Source organism: Vibrio vulnificus NBRC 15645 = ATCC 27562, from assembly GCF_002224265.1.
GTDB lineage: Bacteria > Pseudomonadota > Gammaproteobacteria > Enterobacterales > Vibrionaceae > Vibrio > Vibrio vulnificus.
In genome coordinates, this window is record NZ_CP012881.1 from 607,278 (window position 1) to 624,707 (window position 17,430).

Sequence of the window (17,430 nt, forward strand, 5' to 3'; positions counted from 1 at the left end):
TATAAGAAAGGTTGGCGTGAAAGCGTCAACCTTTTGTTTTATCTGACGTATACTGATGTCATTCCATTCAATCGGACAACAACAATGAGTTTTGAACTGCACCCTCAATTGGCCAAAGACACCACGGTGATTGGCCACTTCCCGCTGTGTGTGGCATTGCTGCATAAAGACAATGCCGTACCGTGGGTGATTTTGGTACCGAAACGGGCAAACCTAAAAGAGCTACACCACTTGCCAATGCAAGAGCAACAACAGTTTTTGCTCGAGTCTCAAGCGGTAAGCCAAGCACTCGAAGCGACATTCCGTCCAGACAAGTTAAACCTTGGCGCGCTAGGTAACATGGTGCCACAACTGCACATTCACCATATCGCGCGCTTCAAAGAGGACGTAGCATGGCCGGGACCGGTTTGGGGCAATACCAACGGCGAGTTTCGCAGCGAAGAAGAACAAAACGAACTGCTTATTCGCATTAAAAACGTACTGTCACTGAGCTCTCTCTTCCAAAAAGCCTAAGTCAAAGCGCTTGTTTATAGTGGAGCTGAAAGAGTGCTAGGGCACGATAAAAAAGCCGCATCATTGCTGATGCGGCTTTGTCGTTTTTATCCCGTTTTGAGTCTGAGCCTACATGGTTACGGTCAGCGATAAACCGTCTTGTTTGGTCACAGCGTAGCGAACGCGAGTGACACTATGAGCTTTATTGGTGTCGACTAAACGGCTGATTTTACCTTTTTTGATCCACACGCTTAACATCGCATCAGCGCCATCTTCACTCATCCCAAACTGCTTAGCCAGGTCTGACTGGGAGACGGTTCCTTTGTCTGCAATATACTGATAAAGCTCTTTTAATATCATGCTACCTGCGCCTCAAATACGCCTCGTTGCTTATCACCTACACGCTTAAACACACGATACGTGGCAAAGAAAATGGCGACAATCGCTGCGATCCAAACACCACTGGTGACAGGGCTATCCGCAAAGTGTGTCAACTGGTTGTAGAAGGTCGCACAAAGGTAGGCCAGAGCCATCGTCCAAACAGCAATAAAACGTGCAAACTTATGACCGAATTCGCGAACGTATGCCCCCATCGCTGCCACACATGGGGTGTACAACAAAATAAAAATTAGGTAGGCAAAAGCCGCATGACCAGACGCAAACTGCGCTTTAAGGTTACCAAAGATAGAAGCATCGACATCTTGTTCCTCTGCCACAGCATTTGAATCCGTTAGATCTCCCACCTCGATACCTAATGGATCTGAATAGCTCAAACCCGCTAAGTTTTCAGGGATGCTCATCACGGCCTCTTCTAGGCTGGCCATCAGTTCAAACTCCGCTTCTTCTCCATCACTTGGTGTGGTGTACAGGCTATTGAGTGTACCAACTACCGCCTCTTTGGCGAAGATACCCGTGATGATACCCACTGTCGCTGGCCAGTTGTCTTTCTCAATACCAATCGGAGCAAACACTGGCGTCACCACTTGCGCGGCTTTTGACAGAACCGAGTTTTCGCTGTCTTCGTTGCCGAAGCTGCCATCAGTACCAAGCGAGTTCAAGAAGCTTAGGATCGCAACCACAACAACGATGGTTTTGCCTGCTCCCAAAACGAAACGCTTCAGTTTTTGCCATGTTTTGATCACCACGTTTTGCAGTGTTGGCAGTTCGTAATCAGGCATTTCCATCACTAAGCTGTCACTGCTACCAGGGTACAGCGTGTGCTTAAGGAAGAGACCCGTGAAAATCGCCGCGACGATACCAAGCAGGTAAAGCGCAAACACAATATTTTGCCCAGCACCAGGGAAGAAGGCAGCAGCAAATAGCGCATACACAGGCAGGCGAGCACCACAAGACATAAATGGCGCCATTGATGCTGCCAGTTTACGTTCTCGCTCTTGATCTAGTGTACGCGTGGCCATAATGGATGGCACGTTACAGCCGAAACCTAAAACCAGTGGAACAAAAGCTTTACCTGGCAGGCCGATCTTCTGCATCACTTTATCAAGCACAAAGGCGGCGCGAGCCATGTAGCCTGAGCTTTCAAGCACAGCGAGGAAAAGGTACAAACAGGCAATAACCGGAATGAATGTCGCCACCGTCTGGATACCACCACCGAGTCCATCGGCCAGTACCGTCACCAACCACACCGGCAAGTGTCCGTCTAACAAATGATGGCCGCCATCAACCAGTAGCGCGCCGACACCGATATCAAAGAAGTCAATAAAGGCGCTACCAATGTTGATAGAGAACATGAACATCAGGTACATCACAACGAAGAAAAACGGAATACCGACCCATTTGTTGAGAATAAATTGATCCAGTTTTTCAGTAACACTGCGGCTTAACTTACCTTCGCTACGACGAACCTTTTTGCACTCCTGATGAAGATGCGTATATTTGACGTCAGCAACGTGTAAGTCCACATCCAGATTGAGTTCCGTAACGACGTTTTCAACACGAAGGCGATCCACATCTGACATACTGTTTAGTACCAGAGCGTCTTTCTCAAGAGCACGAACGGCGAGCGCCCGGTGGGAAACCGTTTGATCGTTAAATAGTGTTGAAATGTTGTCAATCGCCGCTTCCATCGCCTGACCATAGTTCAAAGCGATCTCTTTTAGTGCCACACCTTGAACCACAGATTTGTGCAGTTTCTCTTTGAACTCCGCAACTTGTGCTTTGTTCGTTGCGGATAAACTGATCACGGGACAACCGAGGCTTTTTTCTAACTCAGCCACATTGATGATCTGACGCTCACGTTTAAGCGCATCCATTTTGTTCAACACAACAATCATCGGACGACCAAGTTCGCGTAATTGCAGTGTCATGTATAAACTGCGCTCAAGGCTCGTTGCGTCCACCACATTGATGATCATATCGGCCGGGTGAGTTAATACCGCGCGGGAAGCAATCGATTCATCAATACTGTTGCTGTCGTTACCACTATCCAGCGAGTAGATACCCGGAAGGTCTGTCAGCAAAAATTCATCGCCAGCGTGATGGTAACGACCAGTCTTCTTTTCTACCGTAACACCAGCCCAGTTGCCCACTTGCTGTTTTGCTCCAGTCAAACCGTTAAATAATGTCGTCTTTCCGCTGTTAGGATTGCCGACCGTCAGAATTTGATACTGCATTATTGGCACTCCACTTCGATGGCTTCCGCAATTTTTTCTCGCACCGCTAACGATACACCGCGAGCTTCAATTTGTAGCGGATCACCCATTGGTGCTCGACGAATAAGTCGTACAGACGTGTTTGGCAAAATACCCATCACCATAAGTTTCTTTCTCACGTCGCTAGTGAGTCCATGAATAGCCACAACCGTCGCGATCTGGCCTTGTTTTAATTCTGATAATTTCATACTTGCCCGAAAAGAAAGTGTAAATGAGAAATATTTTTATTAATGATGCAATTCTACGCCTCAACAAGCTGATTTTTATTGTCTGAAATCAAAGATTGCAGAACTGCGTTCGTAACTTTCGTCAATTTTAGACACGTCATTTACGTCAAAATCCAAATTTCAAATCAACATCGCGCTTAACACTTCGTTTACAAAAACAAAGAGAGAAACAAATAACCATTAAATTACAACAACTTAAGTTAAGATGAGCATATTGTCGTTTTTGTAAGGTATCAATGGCGTTATTTTTATAAGGAAAATAAGTCGATTAACTTATAGTGAACACATCGAGAGGCACTCCTCTCAAGAATTCCAGAGGTGACGTGACTATGTCGCGTCACTCCGGCAGCAAGCGAAGGTGTCATTGACACCCGTGGTATAGTCCCCCCGGCTATACCACGATATTTTTTTTCTATCGTTTTCCTCTCTTATTAAACTCTTTACCTTAATTACGCTCGCTTTCACCCGCACACTTGGCAACCAATAAATAAGCCCCATCCGTTACTCTACCTATTTTCGATCACACCGTTCAATTAACCCGCATGTACATGACTACCTAAGCCATAGAACAGCCAATGGGTCGATTCATGAACAAGGATGATAGAAAGCATCCATGTCGTATTAGGCTTTTAGTAGAAACAGGCTAGACGCAAGTTAAGCGGAAGAGATAATGCCGTTATATAAGCAAGGCAAATCAAGCTTTGAGGCAAGCTGAGCACACTAGGTAGCTAGGTAGACGGCGATGTTATTCGGACTCTAGAGCGTCACTGGCAAATTTTGAAGGGGGCACGCCAAAGTACAGTTTAAAACGTTGACTAAAATAGGAAGGATCGTTAAATCCCGATGCGAAAGCCACATCAACCACTTTTTCACCGGCCAACAAACTTTCGCATGCTTTTTCTAAACGAACTTCGGTGAGGTAATCCGTAAATGTACGAGAGCTCGCTGATTTAAACCGTCTCTGTAGGCTGCGCTCAGAAACATAGAGCATCTTGGCCGCCATTGCCGTGCCAAATTCTGGGTTTGTATAATGCTCTGCCACCATAGCCTCGACCTTCGCCAGCCACAACTGCTCTGGCGATGGAGCGCCTTCGGATGAGACTTCCGTAACTGGAGAGAGATCGACTGAATCAACAAAAACGCTTGGCTCTTCGTCATTTATCAGAGACTCAACCGCTTTCGGCCACAGTATTTCGATCTTGTTTCGCTCAGCGCTACTGAACAAGCTTAAGCGTCCGCCACTTTGTTCGACTAAAGCAGGTAGCTTCTCAATTGCAGTATCGACTTTTGCCGGCTCAACACCAGCGCTATCCTCGGCGTCCGTATTCGTACTAAAGGGCTGGCCAAAATCAATAAATGACACTTCGACAAAATCGTTTTGCTCTCTGATCACAATATCAAGCATTTGGCCACGATAGGCGCGTTTCAACACACTTGCAAAAACACTATTAAAAATGACATCCAGATTAAACTGCCCTACTGCGACACGATAGTCATCCGATTCGCTAGAAATGTGCACCTGAACACCGATTTTACTGAGTTCATCTTCCCAAACGTCGACAACCGACTGAATGATATGGCTGACGTTAAAGTTTTGCAGATACCCGTCAGTTCCATCGCTGGGCGAGCTTTTTAACTCTTCCAAAAGCATTGCTATGCGCATTTGATGTTCCTGATACTCTGAGGCAGGTTCAACCGATGGCTTGCTCAGTAATGCATCCACACTTTGACGTAATGAACGGGCAACATTGTCAACCAGCAAATTTCTAACTTGGATCTGTTTGCGAAGTTGTTGGTTACTGGTGAGCAGCACTCGACTCTGATGACGTAATTGATTGGTCTTCAATGCCACCAATGCCGTTAACTCACGGTTTTGAACACTGACGTAACGAGAACGCCAGAAAACAACTAAGCCGCCTAACGCTACGATAAGCAGAACAAAAATCGCCATCGCCATCGTAGTTTGATACCACGGGTGTAACACCGTAAAGCGAACTTGCACGGAATCCCCTGCGACTAAACTGGTTTTAACACTTAACAAGTAATCACCTGCCGCAAGGTGTTCAAAAGAGACTTGTCCGGCTTCTGTGGTTTGCCAGTGTTCCTGGTTTAAACGGTAATAGAGCGTTTCACCGTAAGCATTGGGCATCACGCCGAGGCCAAAACTGATCGCAGAACCATACGCTAACTCGGGTAATTGCCACTCTTTTTGTCCGACATTTGCAACCTGATCGTCAATACGAACTTGGCTGATGACCACTCTAGGTTCAGGTAGTTTGGATACCATTAGGTCATCACGGTCCGCAAATACCAAGCCATGCTTTGAACCCAGTACTAACACCGAGCCGGATTGCGCTTCTCCAAATGAAGCCGCACATGAGCCTTCAACGAACTCGTTACTCATAATGCCCGAGCGAGACCCAAAGTGCTTACGCAGTGCTCCGTCAAAATTGTAAAAACTGAGGCCAATTGAACTCACCATCCAAATGCCACTAGCATCGGTGATTAGGCAAATAGGCTTCACGTTTTCCTGAGGAAGTGCCAGCTCTCCTAACGTTTTTTCTGTGGGATCTTTACGATAGATGCCGTGAGTCCCTGCAAACCATAACGCCCCATCTTTCGCTTCTGCGATATCGACACTTTCGCCAAAAGACTGCGTGTTTCGCTCAAAACGGATCTTGTCGTTTTCTAGCACATAAGCCCCATGATCGGTTCTTACGATTAACGGGACTTTTTGATCCACTTCTAGACCCAAAATTCGAGCGGGCAAATTTTGGCTGGCAATCCACCGATCGCCATAATCTTGGAAGCGCCCATCGGCAACGCCAATGGCGGCTAATCGATAACCCGAACTGATCCAAACCTTGCCTTGAGGGCTGACCGAAACAAAATCAATCTCTTTACCTTTAAGGTAACTCGGTAAATCGAACGATCGAAGTTTGTACTGATTCGTGTCGTAAATATACAAACCTTGCTCGGAAGCAATCCAGATGTTTCCATCTTCAAGGGCAAAGTCATTTACCTTTATCGGCAAACGCACGCGGCTGTATTGTTTATTAACCCCAATGGCCCGGTAAAGATTGTTTGCATCTTTAAACCAAATCGTTTCATCTGATGCATAGACAATTTTGGTGATGTTGCCATTAAAACGGCTGGCTTTTTCTTCGGTGATGTTATTAAGACGTTCAAATTTTCGGCCAAACAGAGAGTAGTAGAGAATACCACTGTTCGTCGCAACCCAAATGCCCCCTTGTTCATCATTCACCAGCGAGTAAATTTTTCGATTATCAGGAGAGACATCTTGCGCACCTGCGGCTTTCACTTTGGCCACTTGTCCATTTAAAAACGAGTAACTGTACAGACCATGTTCTGTGCCAATCCAATATTCTTGATTGGTTTCTGTCATCGAAAGCACATGAGACTCTCCAATCATGATGTTTTTTTGAGTCGGCTTTAAAATATCAATGAGCGCAGCGCCATTTAGCGTCCCCACCAGTAACTCACGACGAGTGGGAGAAAAGTACAGTTTGGCAACGAAATGCTTCGCTGACGCTTTGATATGAGTAAATTGCTCACCTTGTGATAGATAAGCTCCCGATGTGGTACCAAGTACCCATTTGCTTAAAACCCTCTTTGCATCATTGATGTAGACGTAACTACTCTGATTATTTTGATACAACGAGAGTAAGGAATAAGTTTTTAATTCTTTTGATTCAATATCGTAGTCATAAAAATTGATGCCATCACTCACCCAAATGTGACCATCTGAGCTGCCAATTTTTCTGATTTCTGCCCCCGGATTTAAGCTAAACGCTAACTGACGTTTCTGATTGGGGTACGTTTGGAAGACTTCGTTCGCGACAAAAGTCCAAAAACTGCCTTGGTGAAAGGCTACTTGCTCGGAAGGAAACTCTAGAAGGCTGCCACGTTTCGGCAACAAGGTATTACCATCGAAATATTGCACTTTGCCGTGCACGTCATGTATCCATAAACCACCATCACCACCAACAAAGAGATTTTTAGCAGCAACAAAGGTTCCCTGCTCCTGTCCAGGCAGTGGGTAAAATATGGCAGAGTTTCCGTCCAAAGCTAGCGCTTTGAACGGTAGTGTAAGCCCTGCGAGTAGAAGCCAGGCAAGAATACGCAGCAAGTCAGATTTCCCTGTAAAGTCAATTCTTACGCCCTTGATTATTTTCAACGCTTTAGAGCATTATTTTGGGGCGCTAAATATCATAGCGAAATTGCTGCATGATAAAAATATCAACTTAGCAAGGGTTGCCAATATCACCAATTGGATCACGTAAATAGAGAGAAGTTGGCGCTACTTATCATGTAAACATTGGTAGAAATCATTCCCCATTGATAGGAGAAAATTAAAGTAGCCACCAGATTCAAGTGTCACTTCTGTCCCAATAGGGTCTAAAACACCTTTTTTCGCCGAGCTGCCTCTCATGACGCTTTCGATAACCGCTGGTGTAAATTGTGGCTCAGCAAACACACACACAACATCGCCTTTTGCTAAACGGTTACGGATTTCAATCAACGTTTTCGCTCCAGGCTTTTTCTCTGGGCTAACCGTAAAGTGCCCAAGGTTGCTAAGTTGATACTGCTGTTCAAAGTAGCCATAAGCATCATGGAATACATAGTAGCCGCGCTCTTTCACTCCTTGTAGCAACTTACTTAAACGCGTATCCGTTTCATCCAATCCCTGCATGAAACGCTTTAAGTTAGCTTGGTACTGTGCTTCGTGCTGCGCGTCGATTTCAATCAGACGCGCCGTTATCGCTGGAGCAACTTGTTTGACTGTGTCGATGCCCATCCAAAAATGGGGGTCATGGCTACCGTGATCATGGCCATCATGCTGATGAGCCTCTTGGTATTCACGTAACTTAAGAGAAGGGATCTCGCTGATCGTTAGCACATTGGAATGATCTGACACCAACTTTGTCATAAAAGGCTCTAAGGATGAGCCAAACCACACTATCAGATCCGCTTGCCTTACTTTTTTCACGTCAGAAGGTTTCAAAGCGTAATCGTGAGGCGATGCATTGGCAGCCACGAGTAACTTGGGGATCGTTACCTCTTGCGTAAGCTCATTGACGATCAGCTGTATTGGTTTAATGCTGGTTAAAACCTCAACGGCAAGCGCTTGTAACGGCAAAAATAACGTAAAAGTACACAATAAAAAGCGAATCATAATAATCCAAGTTGGTAAGTAGCGTTCATTAGGATAAAATGTTACATTATAACACTCACCAATTGCAAATGAGTTCTATTCATGTCAGCGTTAATTAGCCTAAAGGCGCTTTCCGTCACCTTTGACGATAAGAAAGTTTTAGACAGTATTAGCTTGGATTTGCACAAAGGTAAAATCACGACACTGATCGGTCCAAATGGCGCCGGCAAGTCAACCTTAGTCAAAATCATCATCGGTTTACTCAAACCCACTTCAGGTCAAGTTCAACGTCAAGCAAAGCTCACTATCGGCTATGTTCCACAAAAGCTAAAACTCAATGACACATTGCCACTTAATGTTATCCGTTTCCTAAATCTATCAGGAAAGTATAGCCAGCAAGAAACGATGGAAGCACTTCGACTTGTTGGTGCCGAGCACCTATATAAATACAACATGCACAAACTCTCTGGCGGTGAGACTCAACGCGTGCTGTTGGCTCGCGCGCTTTTGCAACGACCCGACTTACTTGTACTTGATGAACCCGCTCAAGGCGTCGACATTCAAGGACAAATTGATCTCTACGATTTAATTGAAAGCATCCGCCATCGTTTTGATTGTGCCGTGTTTATGGTGTCGCATGACTTACACCTTGTTATGGCAAAAACCGATGAAGTCATTTGCCTTCAACATCACGTTTGCTGTTCTGGCACGCCAGAAGACATTACTCAGCACCCGTCTTACATTGCATTATTTGGTAGTGCGGCAAGAGACTCATTAGCGATTTATCATCACCAACATGACCACCACCACCACGATTTAGCAGGCCAACCTGTTTCTGGTGATCCAACTCAGTGTAACCATCATCACCATGGACATCATCATGATTGAGTTTCTTCTTCCTTCTCTTTTAGCCGGCTTAGGAATTGCACTGATCGCGGGGCCTTTGGGATCATTTGTTGTTTGGCGCAAGATGGCCTACTTCGGCGATACCCTAGCTCATGCGTCATTAATGGGGCTGGCACTTGGCTTTCTGCTCGATGTGAACTTGTACCTTGCGCTCATTGTATGTTGCCTCGCTTTAGCGGTGATACTCGTGACACTGCAAAAACAGCAACTCGTTGCGTCGGATACACTGCTCGGCATCTTAGCTCACAGCGCATTGTCCATCGGTTTGGTCGCGGTAAGTTTTCTCGATAACGTCCGTGTGGATCTGATGAGTTACTTATTTGGTGATCTTTTGGCTGTCTCTCCACAAGATTTGCTCTTCATATACGCAGGAGTCGCTGCGGTTGGCGCAACGTTGTATCTTTTTTGGCGTCCACTTTTGTCCACCACGGTTAATGAAGAATTGGCTGCAGTGGAAGGCACCAATATCGATTTGATTCGCTTAATTTTGATGTTGATGGTCGGTATCGTTATCGCAGTGGGGATGAAATTTGTCGGCGCACTGATTATGACGTCTCTGCTGATCATTCCTGCAGCAGCGGCAAGGCGCTTTGCTCAGTCACCAGAGCAAATGGCCGGGTTTGCGTCTCTGATCGGTGTTCTTGCCGTCCTCGGTGGATTAACGCTCTCTTGGCATTTCGATACTCCAGCGGGTCCATCTGTGGTCATTAGCGCAACCGCTATCTTTATGCTGGCTCAACTAAAGCCACAAACAAGCTAAAGTGGCAGAACAAGCAAACTATAATGAAAAAGCCGAGCATTGATTGCTCGGCTTTTACTTAGAGGTTGACGCTGTTGTCTATTACCAACCCGTCACTTCACGAAGTGCTTGACCAATGTCAGCCAAAGACTTAACAGTTTTCACACCAGCAGATTCAAGTGCTGCAAATTTCTCGTCCGCCGTTCCTTTACCACCAGAAATGATAGCACCAGCATGGCCCATACGTTTACCCGGAGGCGCAGTTACACCAGCGATGTAAGAAACGACTGGCTTAGTTACATTCTCTTTAATGAACGCTGCCGCTTCTTCTTCCGCCGTACCGCCAATCTCACCGATCATCACGATCGCTTCCGTTTCTGGGTCTTCTTGGAACAATTTCAGAATATCGATGAAGTTAGAACCTGGGATTGGGTCGCCACCGATACCAACACAAGTAGACTGACCGAAACCTTCATCCGTGGTTTGTTTAACAGCTTCGTAGGTCAAAGTACCTGAACGTGAAACGATACCCACTTTACCCTTCTTATGGATATGACCTGGCATGATGCCGATCTTACACTCATCAGGAGTGATAACACCTGGACAGTTTGGACCAATCATACGAACGCCAGTCTGCTCCAGTTTCACTTTCACATCGATCATGTCCGTCGTAGGAATGCCTTCTGTGATGGTGACTATCAGCTGAATACCAGCATCAATTGCTTCCAAAATTGCGTCTTTACAGAAAGGGGCTGGAACGTAGATAACGGTTGCGGTTGCGCCAGTCGTTTCCACTGCTTCACGCACTGTATTAAATACAGGAAGACCAAGATGCGTCTGACCGCCTTTGCCCGGAGAAACGCCACCAACCATTTGCGTGCCGTAAGCAAGAGCTTGCTCTGAGTGGAAAGTACCCTGACCACCTGTGAAACCTTGACAAATTACTTTGGTGTCTTTGTTAATTAATACAGACATTATTTGCCCTCCGCCGCAGCAACTACTTTCTGAGCAGCATCTGTTAGTGATTCTGCTGCAATGATATCCAAACCTGACTCTGCCAGTACTTTGCGGCCAAGATCCGCGTTAGTACCTTCAAGACGTACAACAACGGGTACGCTTACACCCACTTCTTTCACTGCACCGATGATGCCTTCCGCGATCATGTCACAACGAACGATACCGCCGAAGATATTCACAAGTACTGCTTTTACATTGTCATCAGATAAGATGATCTTGAATGCTTCAGCAACACGTTCTTTTGTTGCGCCACCACCTACATCTAGGAAGTTTGCAGGTTTGCCACCGTGGAGGTTTACGATATCCATGGTACCCATTGCGAGGCCAGCACCGTTAACCATACAGCCAACGTTACCATCAAGTGCCACGTAGTTCAGTTCCCACTGCGCCGCATGAGCTTCACGCTTATCTTCTTGAGAAGGATCGTGCATTTCACGCAGTTTTGGCTGACGGTAAAGCGCATTTGAGTCGATGTTGATCTTACCATCTAGACAAAGTAGGTTGCCTTCGCCGGTAATCACAAGTGGGTTGATTTCAAGAAGAGCGAGATCGTATCGAGTGAACATTTCACCCAAACCCATGAAGATTTTAACAAACTGCTTAATTTGATCGCCTTGAAGACCAAGTTTAAAAGCAAGCTCACGACCTTGATAAGCCTGAGGGCCTACCAGTGGGTCAATAGCCGCTTTGTGAATCAGTTCAGGAGTTTCTTCTGCAACTTTTTCGATTTCCACACCGCCTTCCGTTGAGGCCATGAAAACGACTTTGCGTGTTGCACGGTCAACGACAGCACCCAAGTATAGCTCGTTAGCGATATTGGACGCTTCTTCAACCAAAATTTTTGTTACTGGCTGACCATTCGCATCTGTCTGATAAGTAACCAGATTTTTGCCAAGCCATTTTTGTGCAAACTCTTTCACGCCTTCTTTCGTATCGTGAAGCTCTACGCCGCCCGCTTTACCGCGGCCACCTGCGTGAACCTGACATTTTACAACTTTCTTAGCGGTGCTAATGCGGCCAGCAGCTTCAAATGCTTCTTGAGGTGTATCACAAGCATAACCTTCTGGTACCGGCAAACCGAATTCTGCAAACAGCTGTTTGGCTTGGTATTCATGCAAATTCATTTTGATATTCCGTTTGTTCTTCCCTTAAGGGATTTATTATTTCCATAACGTCACGATTAACAGTGCGACGCCTGTAGGGTCTTCTCAAATAAACTGCTAACAGTTCAAGTGAAGGCCAGACGCTGAGCCAGTCTAGCCTTAGGGATTTTTAACGTCTAGCCATCAACGACAACTAGACGTTTTAGCGATATTAAACGTCTAACAGCAGACGTGCTGGATCTTCCAGTAACTCTTTCACGGTCACTAGGAAGCCAACCGACTCACGACCATCAATCAAGCGGTGGTCGTAAGACAGTGCTAGGTACATCATTGGCAGAATTTCAACTTTGCCATCTACCGCCATCGGACGATCTTGAATCTTATGCATACCCAAAATCGCAGATTGTGGTGGGTTGATGATTGGTGTCGACATCAACGAACCAAACACACCACCATTGGTGATGGTAAAGTTACCGCCAATTAGCTCGTCAACGGTTAGTTTTCCGTCACGACCTTTGATGGCGAGCTCTTTGATGCCCTTTTCAACATCCGCAAAACCTAGCGTATCGCAGTCTTTTAGGACTGGAGTCACTAGGCCACGTGGCGTAGAAACCGCCATACTGATGTCAAAATAGTTGTGGTAAACAATGTCATCACCATCGATCGATGCGTTGATTTCAGGATAACGCTTCAGTGCTTCAGTCACCGCTTTCACGTAGAAAGACATGAAGCCAAGACGAATACCATGACGCGCTTCAAACTGATCACCATACTGCTTACGAAGATCCATGATTGGCTTCATGTTGACTTCATTAAACGTCGTCAGCATTGCAGTGCTGTTTTTCGCTTCTAGCAGACGATTAGCCACTGTTTTGCGTAGACGCGTCATCGGTACTCGTTTTTGACTACGAGCTGCAACAGGTGCTACTGGCGCAACAGCTGATTCTGCCACTGCTGGTGCCTTTTTGGCCGCTGCAAGGTGCGCTTCAATATCTTCACGTGTAATGCGACCACCTACACCCGTACCTTTCACTTGGTTTGCTTCTAAACCATGCTCTGCAAGGAGACGACGCACTGCTGGGCTAAGGGCATCATTGCTCTCTTCTGATAAGCTTGCAGTATGACGCTTATCTGGAGATGGCTGTGACTCTTCTGTCGTATCAGCCGTAGGTTCACCCGCGACTGCCGCCAATTTAATGCGACCGATCAGTTGCTTAGAAAGTACTGTTGCGCCTTCTTCTTCAACAATCGCTTCGAGAATACCCGCTTCTGAAGCCGGTACTTCTAACACTACTTTGTCTGTTTCAATATCAACCAGCACTTCATCGCGCTCAACTCTGTCGCCTGGTTTCTTGTGCCAAGTTGCAACTGTTGCATCGGCCACTGATTCAGGTAAATCTGGAACCAGAATTTCAATAGTCATATCTGTTTCTTCCTTTTACTTCTAGTTCTTAATCCGAAGTCTTTTCGTTCACGTTTAGCGCGTCATCAATCAGCGCTTTCTGCTGTTTCAAGTGCACCGACATATAACCAACGGCTGGAGAAGCTGATGCTGGACGACCAGCGTATTTCAACTCAGTTCCTGCCGGGATAGCTGCTCGGAAGTTATGTTGGCTACAGTACCAAGCCCCTTGGTTTTGTGGCTCTTCCTGACACCAAACAAAATCTTCAACATTCACATAAGGTGCTATTGCCGCTTTCACGTCATCCATCGGGAATGGATACAGCTGTTCAATACGTACAATCGCGACATCATCTTGCTCGTTATTGCGACGCTGCTCTAGAAGGTCGAAGTAGACCTTTCCTGAACAGAACACAACACGTTTCACTTTTGCCGGATCCAGTTCATCGATTTCTGGAATCGCTGGCATAAAGGTACCATTTGCCAAGTCATCGAGTGACGATGTGCATAATGGGTGACGTAGCAATGATTTAGGAGACATCACAATCAGTGGACGACGCATTGGACGCACAACTTGACGACGGATCATGTGATAAACCTGCGCAGGGGTTGATGGCACAACCACTTGCATGTTTTGTTCAGCACACAGTTGTAGATAACGCTCAAGACGCGCAGATGAATGCTCTGGGCCTTGACCTTCATAGCCGTGAGGCAACAACATGGTTAACCCACATAGTCGAGCCCACTTCTGCTCACCCGAAGAGATGAACTGGTCAATAACCACTTGTGCGCCGTTAGCAAAGTCACCAAATTGCGCTTCCCAAAGCGTCAAGCCACTTGGCTCTGCCGTTGCGTAACCGTATTCAAAGGCAAGTACCGCTTCTTCAGAAAGAACCGAATCGAATACTTCAAAAGGACCTTGCTTATCATGAATATTGGCAAGAGGAACATAAGTACTGGCATCGTTTTGGTTGTGCAGTACAGCATGACGATGGAAGAAAGTACCACGACCAGAATCCTGACCCGAGATACGAATACGCTTGCCATCATCCACCAGTGTGGCGTAGGCCAAAGTTTCTGCCATACCCCAATCTAGCTCTTTTTCACCATTGGTCATTGCTACACGGTCGTTATAAAGCTTGCTCACTCGGCTGTGAAGCGTGTGACTTTCTGGGTATTGGCATAAACGCTTACCTAGCTCGACTAGGCGTTGTTTATCGTAGGTATTGTTCCAAGACGTATCCCAGTCATGGCCCAGATATGGGGACCAATCAACAGAATGGAGTGCCATTGGGCGCCATTCTTTAACAACCACTTCGCCGTGATCAAGTGCATCACGATACTCGTTGACCATTTGCGTTGCGGTTTCGATGTCGCATTCATTTTTGTCGATCAACACATCAGCATACAACTTACGTGGTGTAGGATGTTTTTTGATCTTTTGATACATCAACGGCTGAGTTGCGTTTGGCTCATCCGCTTCGTTGTGGCCATGACGACGGTAACAAACCAAGTCAATCACCACATCACGTTTAAATTCGTTACGGTAATCCAACGCAATACGAGTAACGAAAGCAACTGCTTCAGGGTCATCTGCATTTACGTGGAAAATCGGTGCCTGTACCATCTTCGCAATATCAGTACAGTACATTGTTGAGCGTGTATCGCGTGGGTTAGATGTCGTAAAACCTACTTGGTTGTTGACGACAACACGTACCGTACCACCAACGCAGAAGCCACGCGCTTGAGACATGTTGAATGTTTCAGCAACAACCCCTTGACCCGCGATCGCAGAGTCACCATGGATGGTAATAGGCAACACTTTACTACCGTCATCATCGCCCAAGCGGTCTTGACGTGCACGCACAGAACCCATAACGACTGGGTTAACAATCTCTAAGTGAGATGGGTTAAACGCAAGGGCTAAGTGAACGTCGCCACCTGGTGTTGCGAAGTCCGCCGAGAAACCTTGGTGATATTTCACATCACCCGTACCCCAACTCTCGCCATGCTTACCAGCAAACTCATCAAACAGATCTTGAGGCTTTTTGCCCAAGACGTTAACCAGCATATTGAGACGGCCACGGTGAGCCATGCCGATAACCACTTCACGCATCCCGCTGCGACCCGCATGACGAATCAACTCTTTCATCATCGGAATCATCGCGTCGCCACCTTCGAGAGAGAAACGCTTCGCTCCTGGGAATTTTGCACCAAGATAGCGCTCAAGACCTTCTGCTGCCGTTAGTTCAGCAAGGAATGTACGTTTTTCATCTTTATCAAAGGAAGGTTGACCAACCACAGATTCTAAACGTTGTTGGATCCAACGCTTTTGCTCTGTGTCTGTCATGTGCATGTATTCTGCACCAATCGAACCACAGTAGGTTTTCTTAAGTGCGGTGTAGATATCTTTAAGCGGCATGGTCTCTTGACCAACAGCAAAAGAACCTACGTTGAATGTTTCTTCGAAGTCATCTTCGGTGAGATTGTGGAATGCAGGGTCTAGCTCAGCCACTGTTGGGCGTTGCCATAAACCGAGTGGATCCAATTCTGCTGCTTCATGTCCGCGGAAGCGGTAAGCATTAATCAGCTGTAGTACCTTAACTTGCTTAGCATCGACATCAGGATCACTTACCTGGACACTATAATGCTTTGTTTCTTGAGCTAGTCGTCGGAAGTAGTCACGGACCCGTGAATGCGGCTGTTCGGCCACTTCTTTTGTTGGCTTAGGCAAGCCTTCAAAAACACGTTTCCACTCCTCACTTACCAGATCGGGGTCACTTAGATACAGTTCGTAGAGATCCTCTACGTAAGTTGCATTGGCGCCAGCCAAGTGTGAAGACTCGAGCCATGCCTTCATCACGCCGTTGTGCATATTTTCCCTTAACCAGTAGTTTTCACGTTTGCTGCGGTCTTCGCCGAGCTACTATAGAGCCGACAGGTTGGTTAGAACACTGTCGGCAATTTTGTTGTTTGTTACACCGAACGATTGACCAGCATACTCTTGATGTGGCCAATAGCTTTTGTAGGATTTAGCCCCTTAGGACAAACACTTACACAATTCATAATGCCGTGGCAACGAAAAACGCTAAATGCGTCATCAAGATTAGACAAACGTTCATCTGTTGCAGTATCACGACTGTCAATCAGCCAACGATACGCAGCCAGAAGGCCTGCTGGCCCGATAAACTTGTCCGGGTTCCACCAGAATGATGGGCACGAGGTTGTACAACATGCACACATAATACATTCGTACAAACCATCCAAATGTGCACGCTCATCTGGTGATTGTAAGTTTTCTCGAGAAGGCGGAAGAGCACCATCTGAAATCAAGAAAGGCTTAACTTTCGCATAGTTATCGTAGAACTGTGTCATGTCAACGATAAGATCGCGAATCACAGGTAACCCAGGTAATGGACGAATCACAATTTTGTCCGCTTTCAGCGCAGACAGCGGTGTAATACACGCCAAACCGTTCTTACCATTCATGTTAAGACCATCCGAACCACACACACCTTCACGACAGGAACGACGGAAAGAGATCGTAGCGTCTTGCTCTTTGAGTAGAATCAGTGCATCCAACACCATCATGTCAGAGCCGTCTTCCACTTCCAGCACATAGTCTTTCATGTATGGTTTGGTATCTACATCCGGATTGTAACGATATACAGAGAAGTTCAGTTTCATAGTTCAGTC

13 protein-coding genes are annotated in these 17,430 nt (G+C 46.3%); 3 read left to right on the plus strand and 10 right to left on the minus strand.

Annotation, left to right across the window (positions count from 1 at the left end; translation table 11 throughout):
- The first annotated feature begins 84 nt into the window (after positions 1-84).
- Positions 85-513 (plus strand): HIT family protein, encoded by a 429-nt coding sequence (locus tag AOT11_RS02660; protein WP_026050454.1) that lies wholly within the window; start codon positions 85-87, stop codon positions 511-513.
- Positions 514-621: 108 nt separating this feature from the next.
- On the opposite strand, the gene AOT11_RS02665 is transcribed toward AOT11_RS02660, so the two are convergent.
- The 5 genes from AOT11_RS02665 to znuA all read right to left on the minus strand — a co-directional run bounded on the left by AOT11_RS02665 (position 622) and on the right by znuA (position 8,588).
- A complete protein-coding gene (locus AOT11_RS02665; protein ID WP_011149800.1) occupies positions 622-852 on the minus strand; it encodes a FeoC-like transcriptional regulator in 231 nt (76 codons plus the stop codon).
- The gene (gene feoB, locus AOT11_RS02670; protein ID WP_026050455.1) at positions 849-3,125 is read right to left on the minus strand and encodes a Fe(2+) transporter permease subunit FeoB; all 2,277 of its coding nucleotides are present in this window, start codon (positions 3,123-3,125) and stop codon (positions 849-851) included. Before feoB ends, AOT11_RS02665 begins: the two co-directional genes overlap by 4 nt.
- A complete protein-coding gene (locus AOT11_RS02675) occupies positions 3,125-3,352 on the minus strand; it encodes a FeoA family protein (protein WP_017421006.1) in 228 nt (75 codons plus the stop codon). Before AOT11_RS02675 ends, feoB begins: the two co-directional genes overlap by 1 nt.
- 784 nt (positions 3,353-4,136) lie before the next feature.
- On the minus strand, positions 4,137-7,541 hold the full coding sequence (locus AOT11_RS02680; RefSeq protein WP_017421007.1) for an AraC family transcriptional regulator: 3,405 nt from the start codon (positions 7,539-7,541) through the stop codon (positions 4,137-4,139).
- 171 nt (positions 7,542-7,712) lie between these two features.
- The gene (gene znuA / locus AOT11_RS02685; protein ID WP_017421008.1) at positions 7,713-8,588 is read right to left on the minus strand and encodes a zinc ABC transporter substrate-binding protein ZnuA; all 876 of its coding nucleotides are present in this window, start codon (positions 8,586-8,588) and stop codon (positions 7,713-7,715) included.
- A gap of 81 nt (positions 8,589-8,669) precedes the next feature.
- Between znuA and znuC the strand changes: the two genes are divergently transcribed.
- Complete coding sequence (znuC, locus tag AOT11_RS02690) at positions 8,670-9,455, plus strand: zinc ABC transporter ATP-binding protein ZnuC (RefSeq protein ID WP_017421009.1); 786 nt, start codon at positions 8,670-8,672, stop codon at positions 9,453-9,455.
- Positions 9,448-10,233, plus strand: a complete 786-nt coding sequence (znuB, locus tag AOT11_RS02695) for a zinc ABC transporter permease subunit ZnuB (RefSeq protein ID WP_017421010.1) — start codon at positions 9,448-9,450, stop codon at positions 10,231-10,233. The genes znuC and znuB overlap by 8 nt, the downstream gene beginning before the upstream one ends.
- Before the next feature lie 81 nt (positions 10,234-10,314).
- Here znuB and sucD read toward each other — a convergent pair whose 3' ends face one another.
- The 5 genes from sucD to AOT11_RS02720 form a co-directional block, all read right to left on the minus strand.
- Positions 10,315-11,187, minus strand: coding sequence for a succinate--CoA ligase subunit alpha (sucD, locus tag AOT11_RS02700; RefSeq protein WP_017421011.1), 873 nt, complete (start codon positions 11,185-11,187; stop codon positions 10,315-10,317).
- A complete protein-coding gene (sucC, locus tag AOT11_RS02705) occupies positions 11,187-12,353 on the minus strand; it encodes an ADP-forming succinate--CoA ligase subunit beta (protein ID WP_017421012.1) in 1,167 nt (388 codons plus the stop codon). The genes sucD and sucC overlap by 1 nt, the downstream gene beginning before the upstream one ends.
- Before the next feature lie 190 nt (positions 12,354-12,543).
- Positions 12,544-13,755 carry a 2-oxoglutarate dehydrogenase complex dihydrolipoyllysine-residue succinyltransferase gene (odhB, locus tag AOT11_RS02710; protein WP_017421013.1) on the minus strand — a complete coding sequence of 404 codons (1,212 nt, stop codon included), beginning with the start codon at positions 13,753-13,755 and terminating at the stop codon, positions 12,544-12,546.
- Positions 13,756-13,783: 28 nt separating this feature from the next.
- Positions 13,784-16,609, minus strand: a complete 2,826-nt coding sequence (sucA, locus tag AOT11_RS02715; RefSeq protein WP_017421014.1) for a 2-oxoglutarate dehydrogenase E1 component — start codon at positions 16,607-16,609, stop codon at positions 13,784-13,786.
- A gap of 101 nt (positions 16,610-16,710) precedes the next feature.
- Complete coding sequence (locus AOT11_RS02720) at positions 16,711-17,421, minus strand: succinate dehydrogenase iron-sulfur subunit (protein ID WP_011078275.1); 711 nt, start codon at positions 17,419-17,421, stop codon at positions 16,711-16,713.
- Between the last annotated feature and the right edge of the window lie 9 nt (positions 17,422-17,430).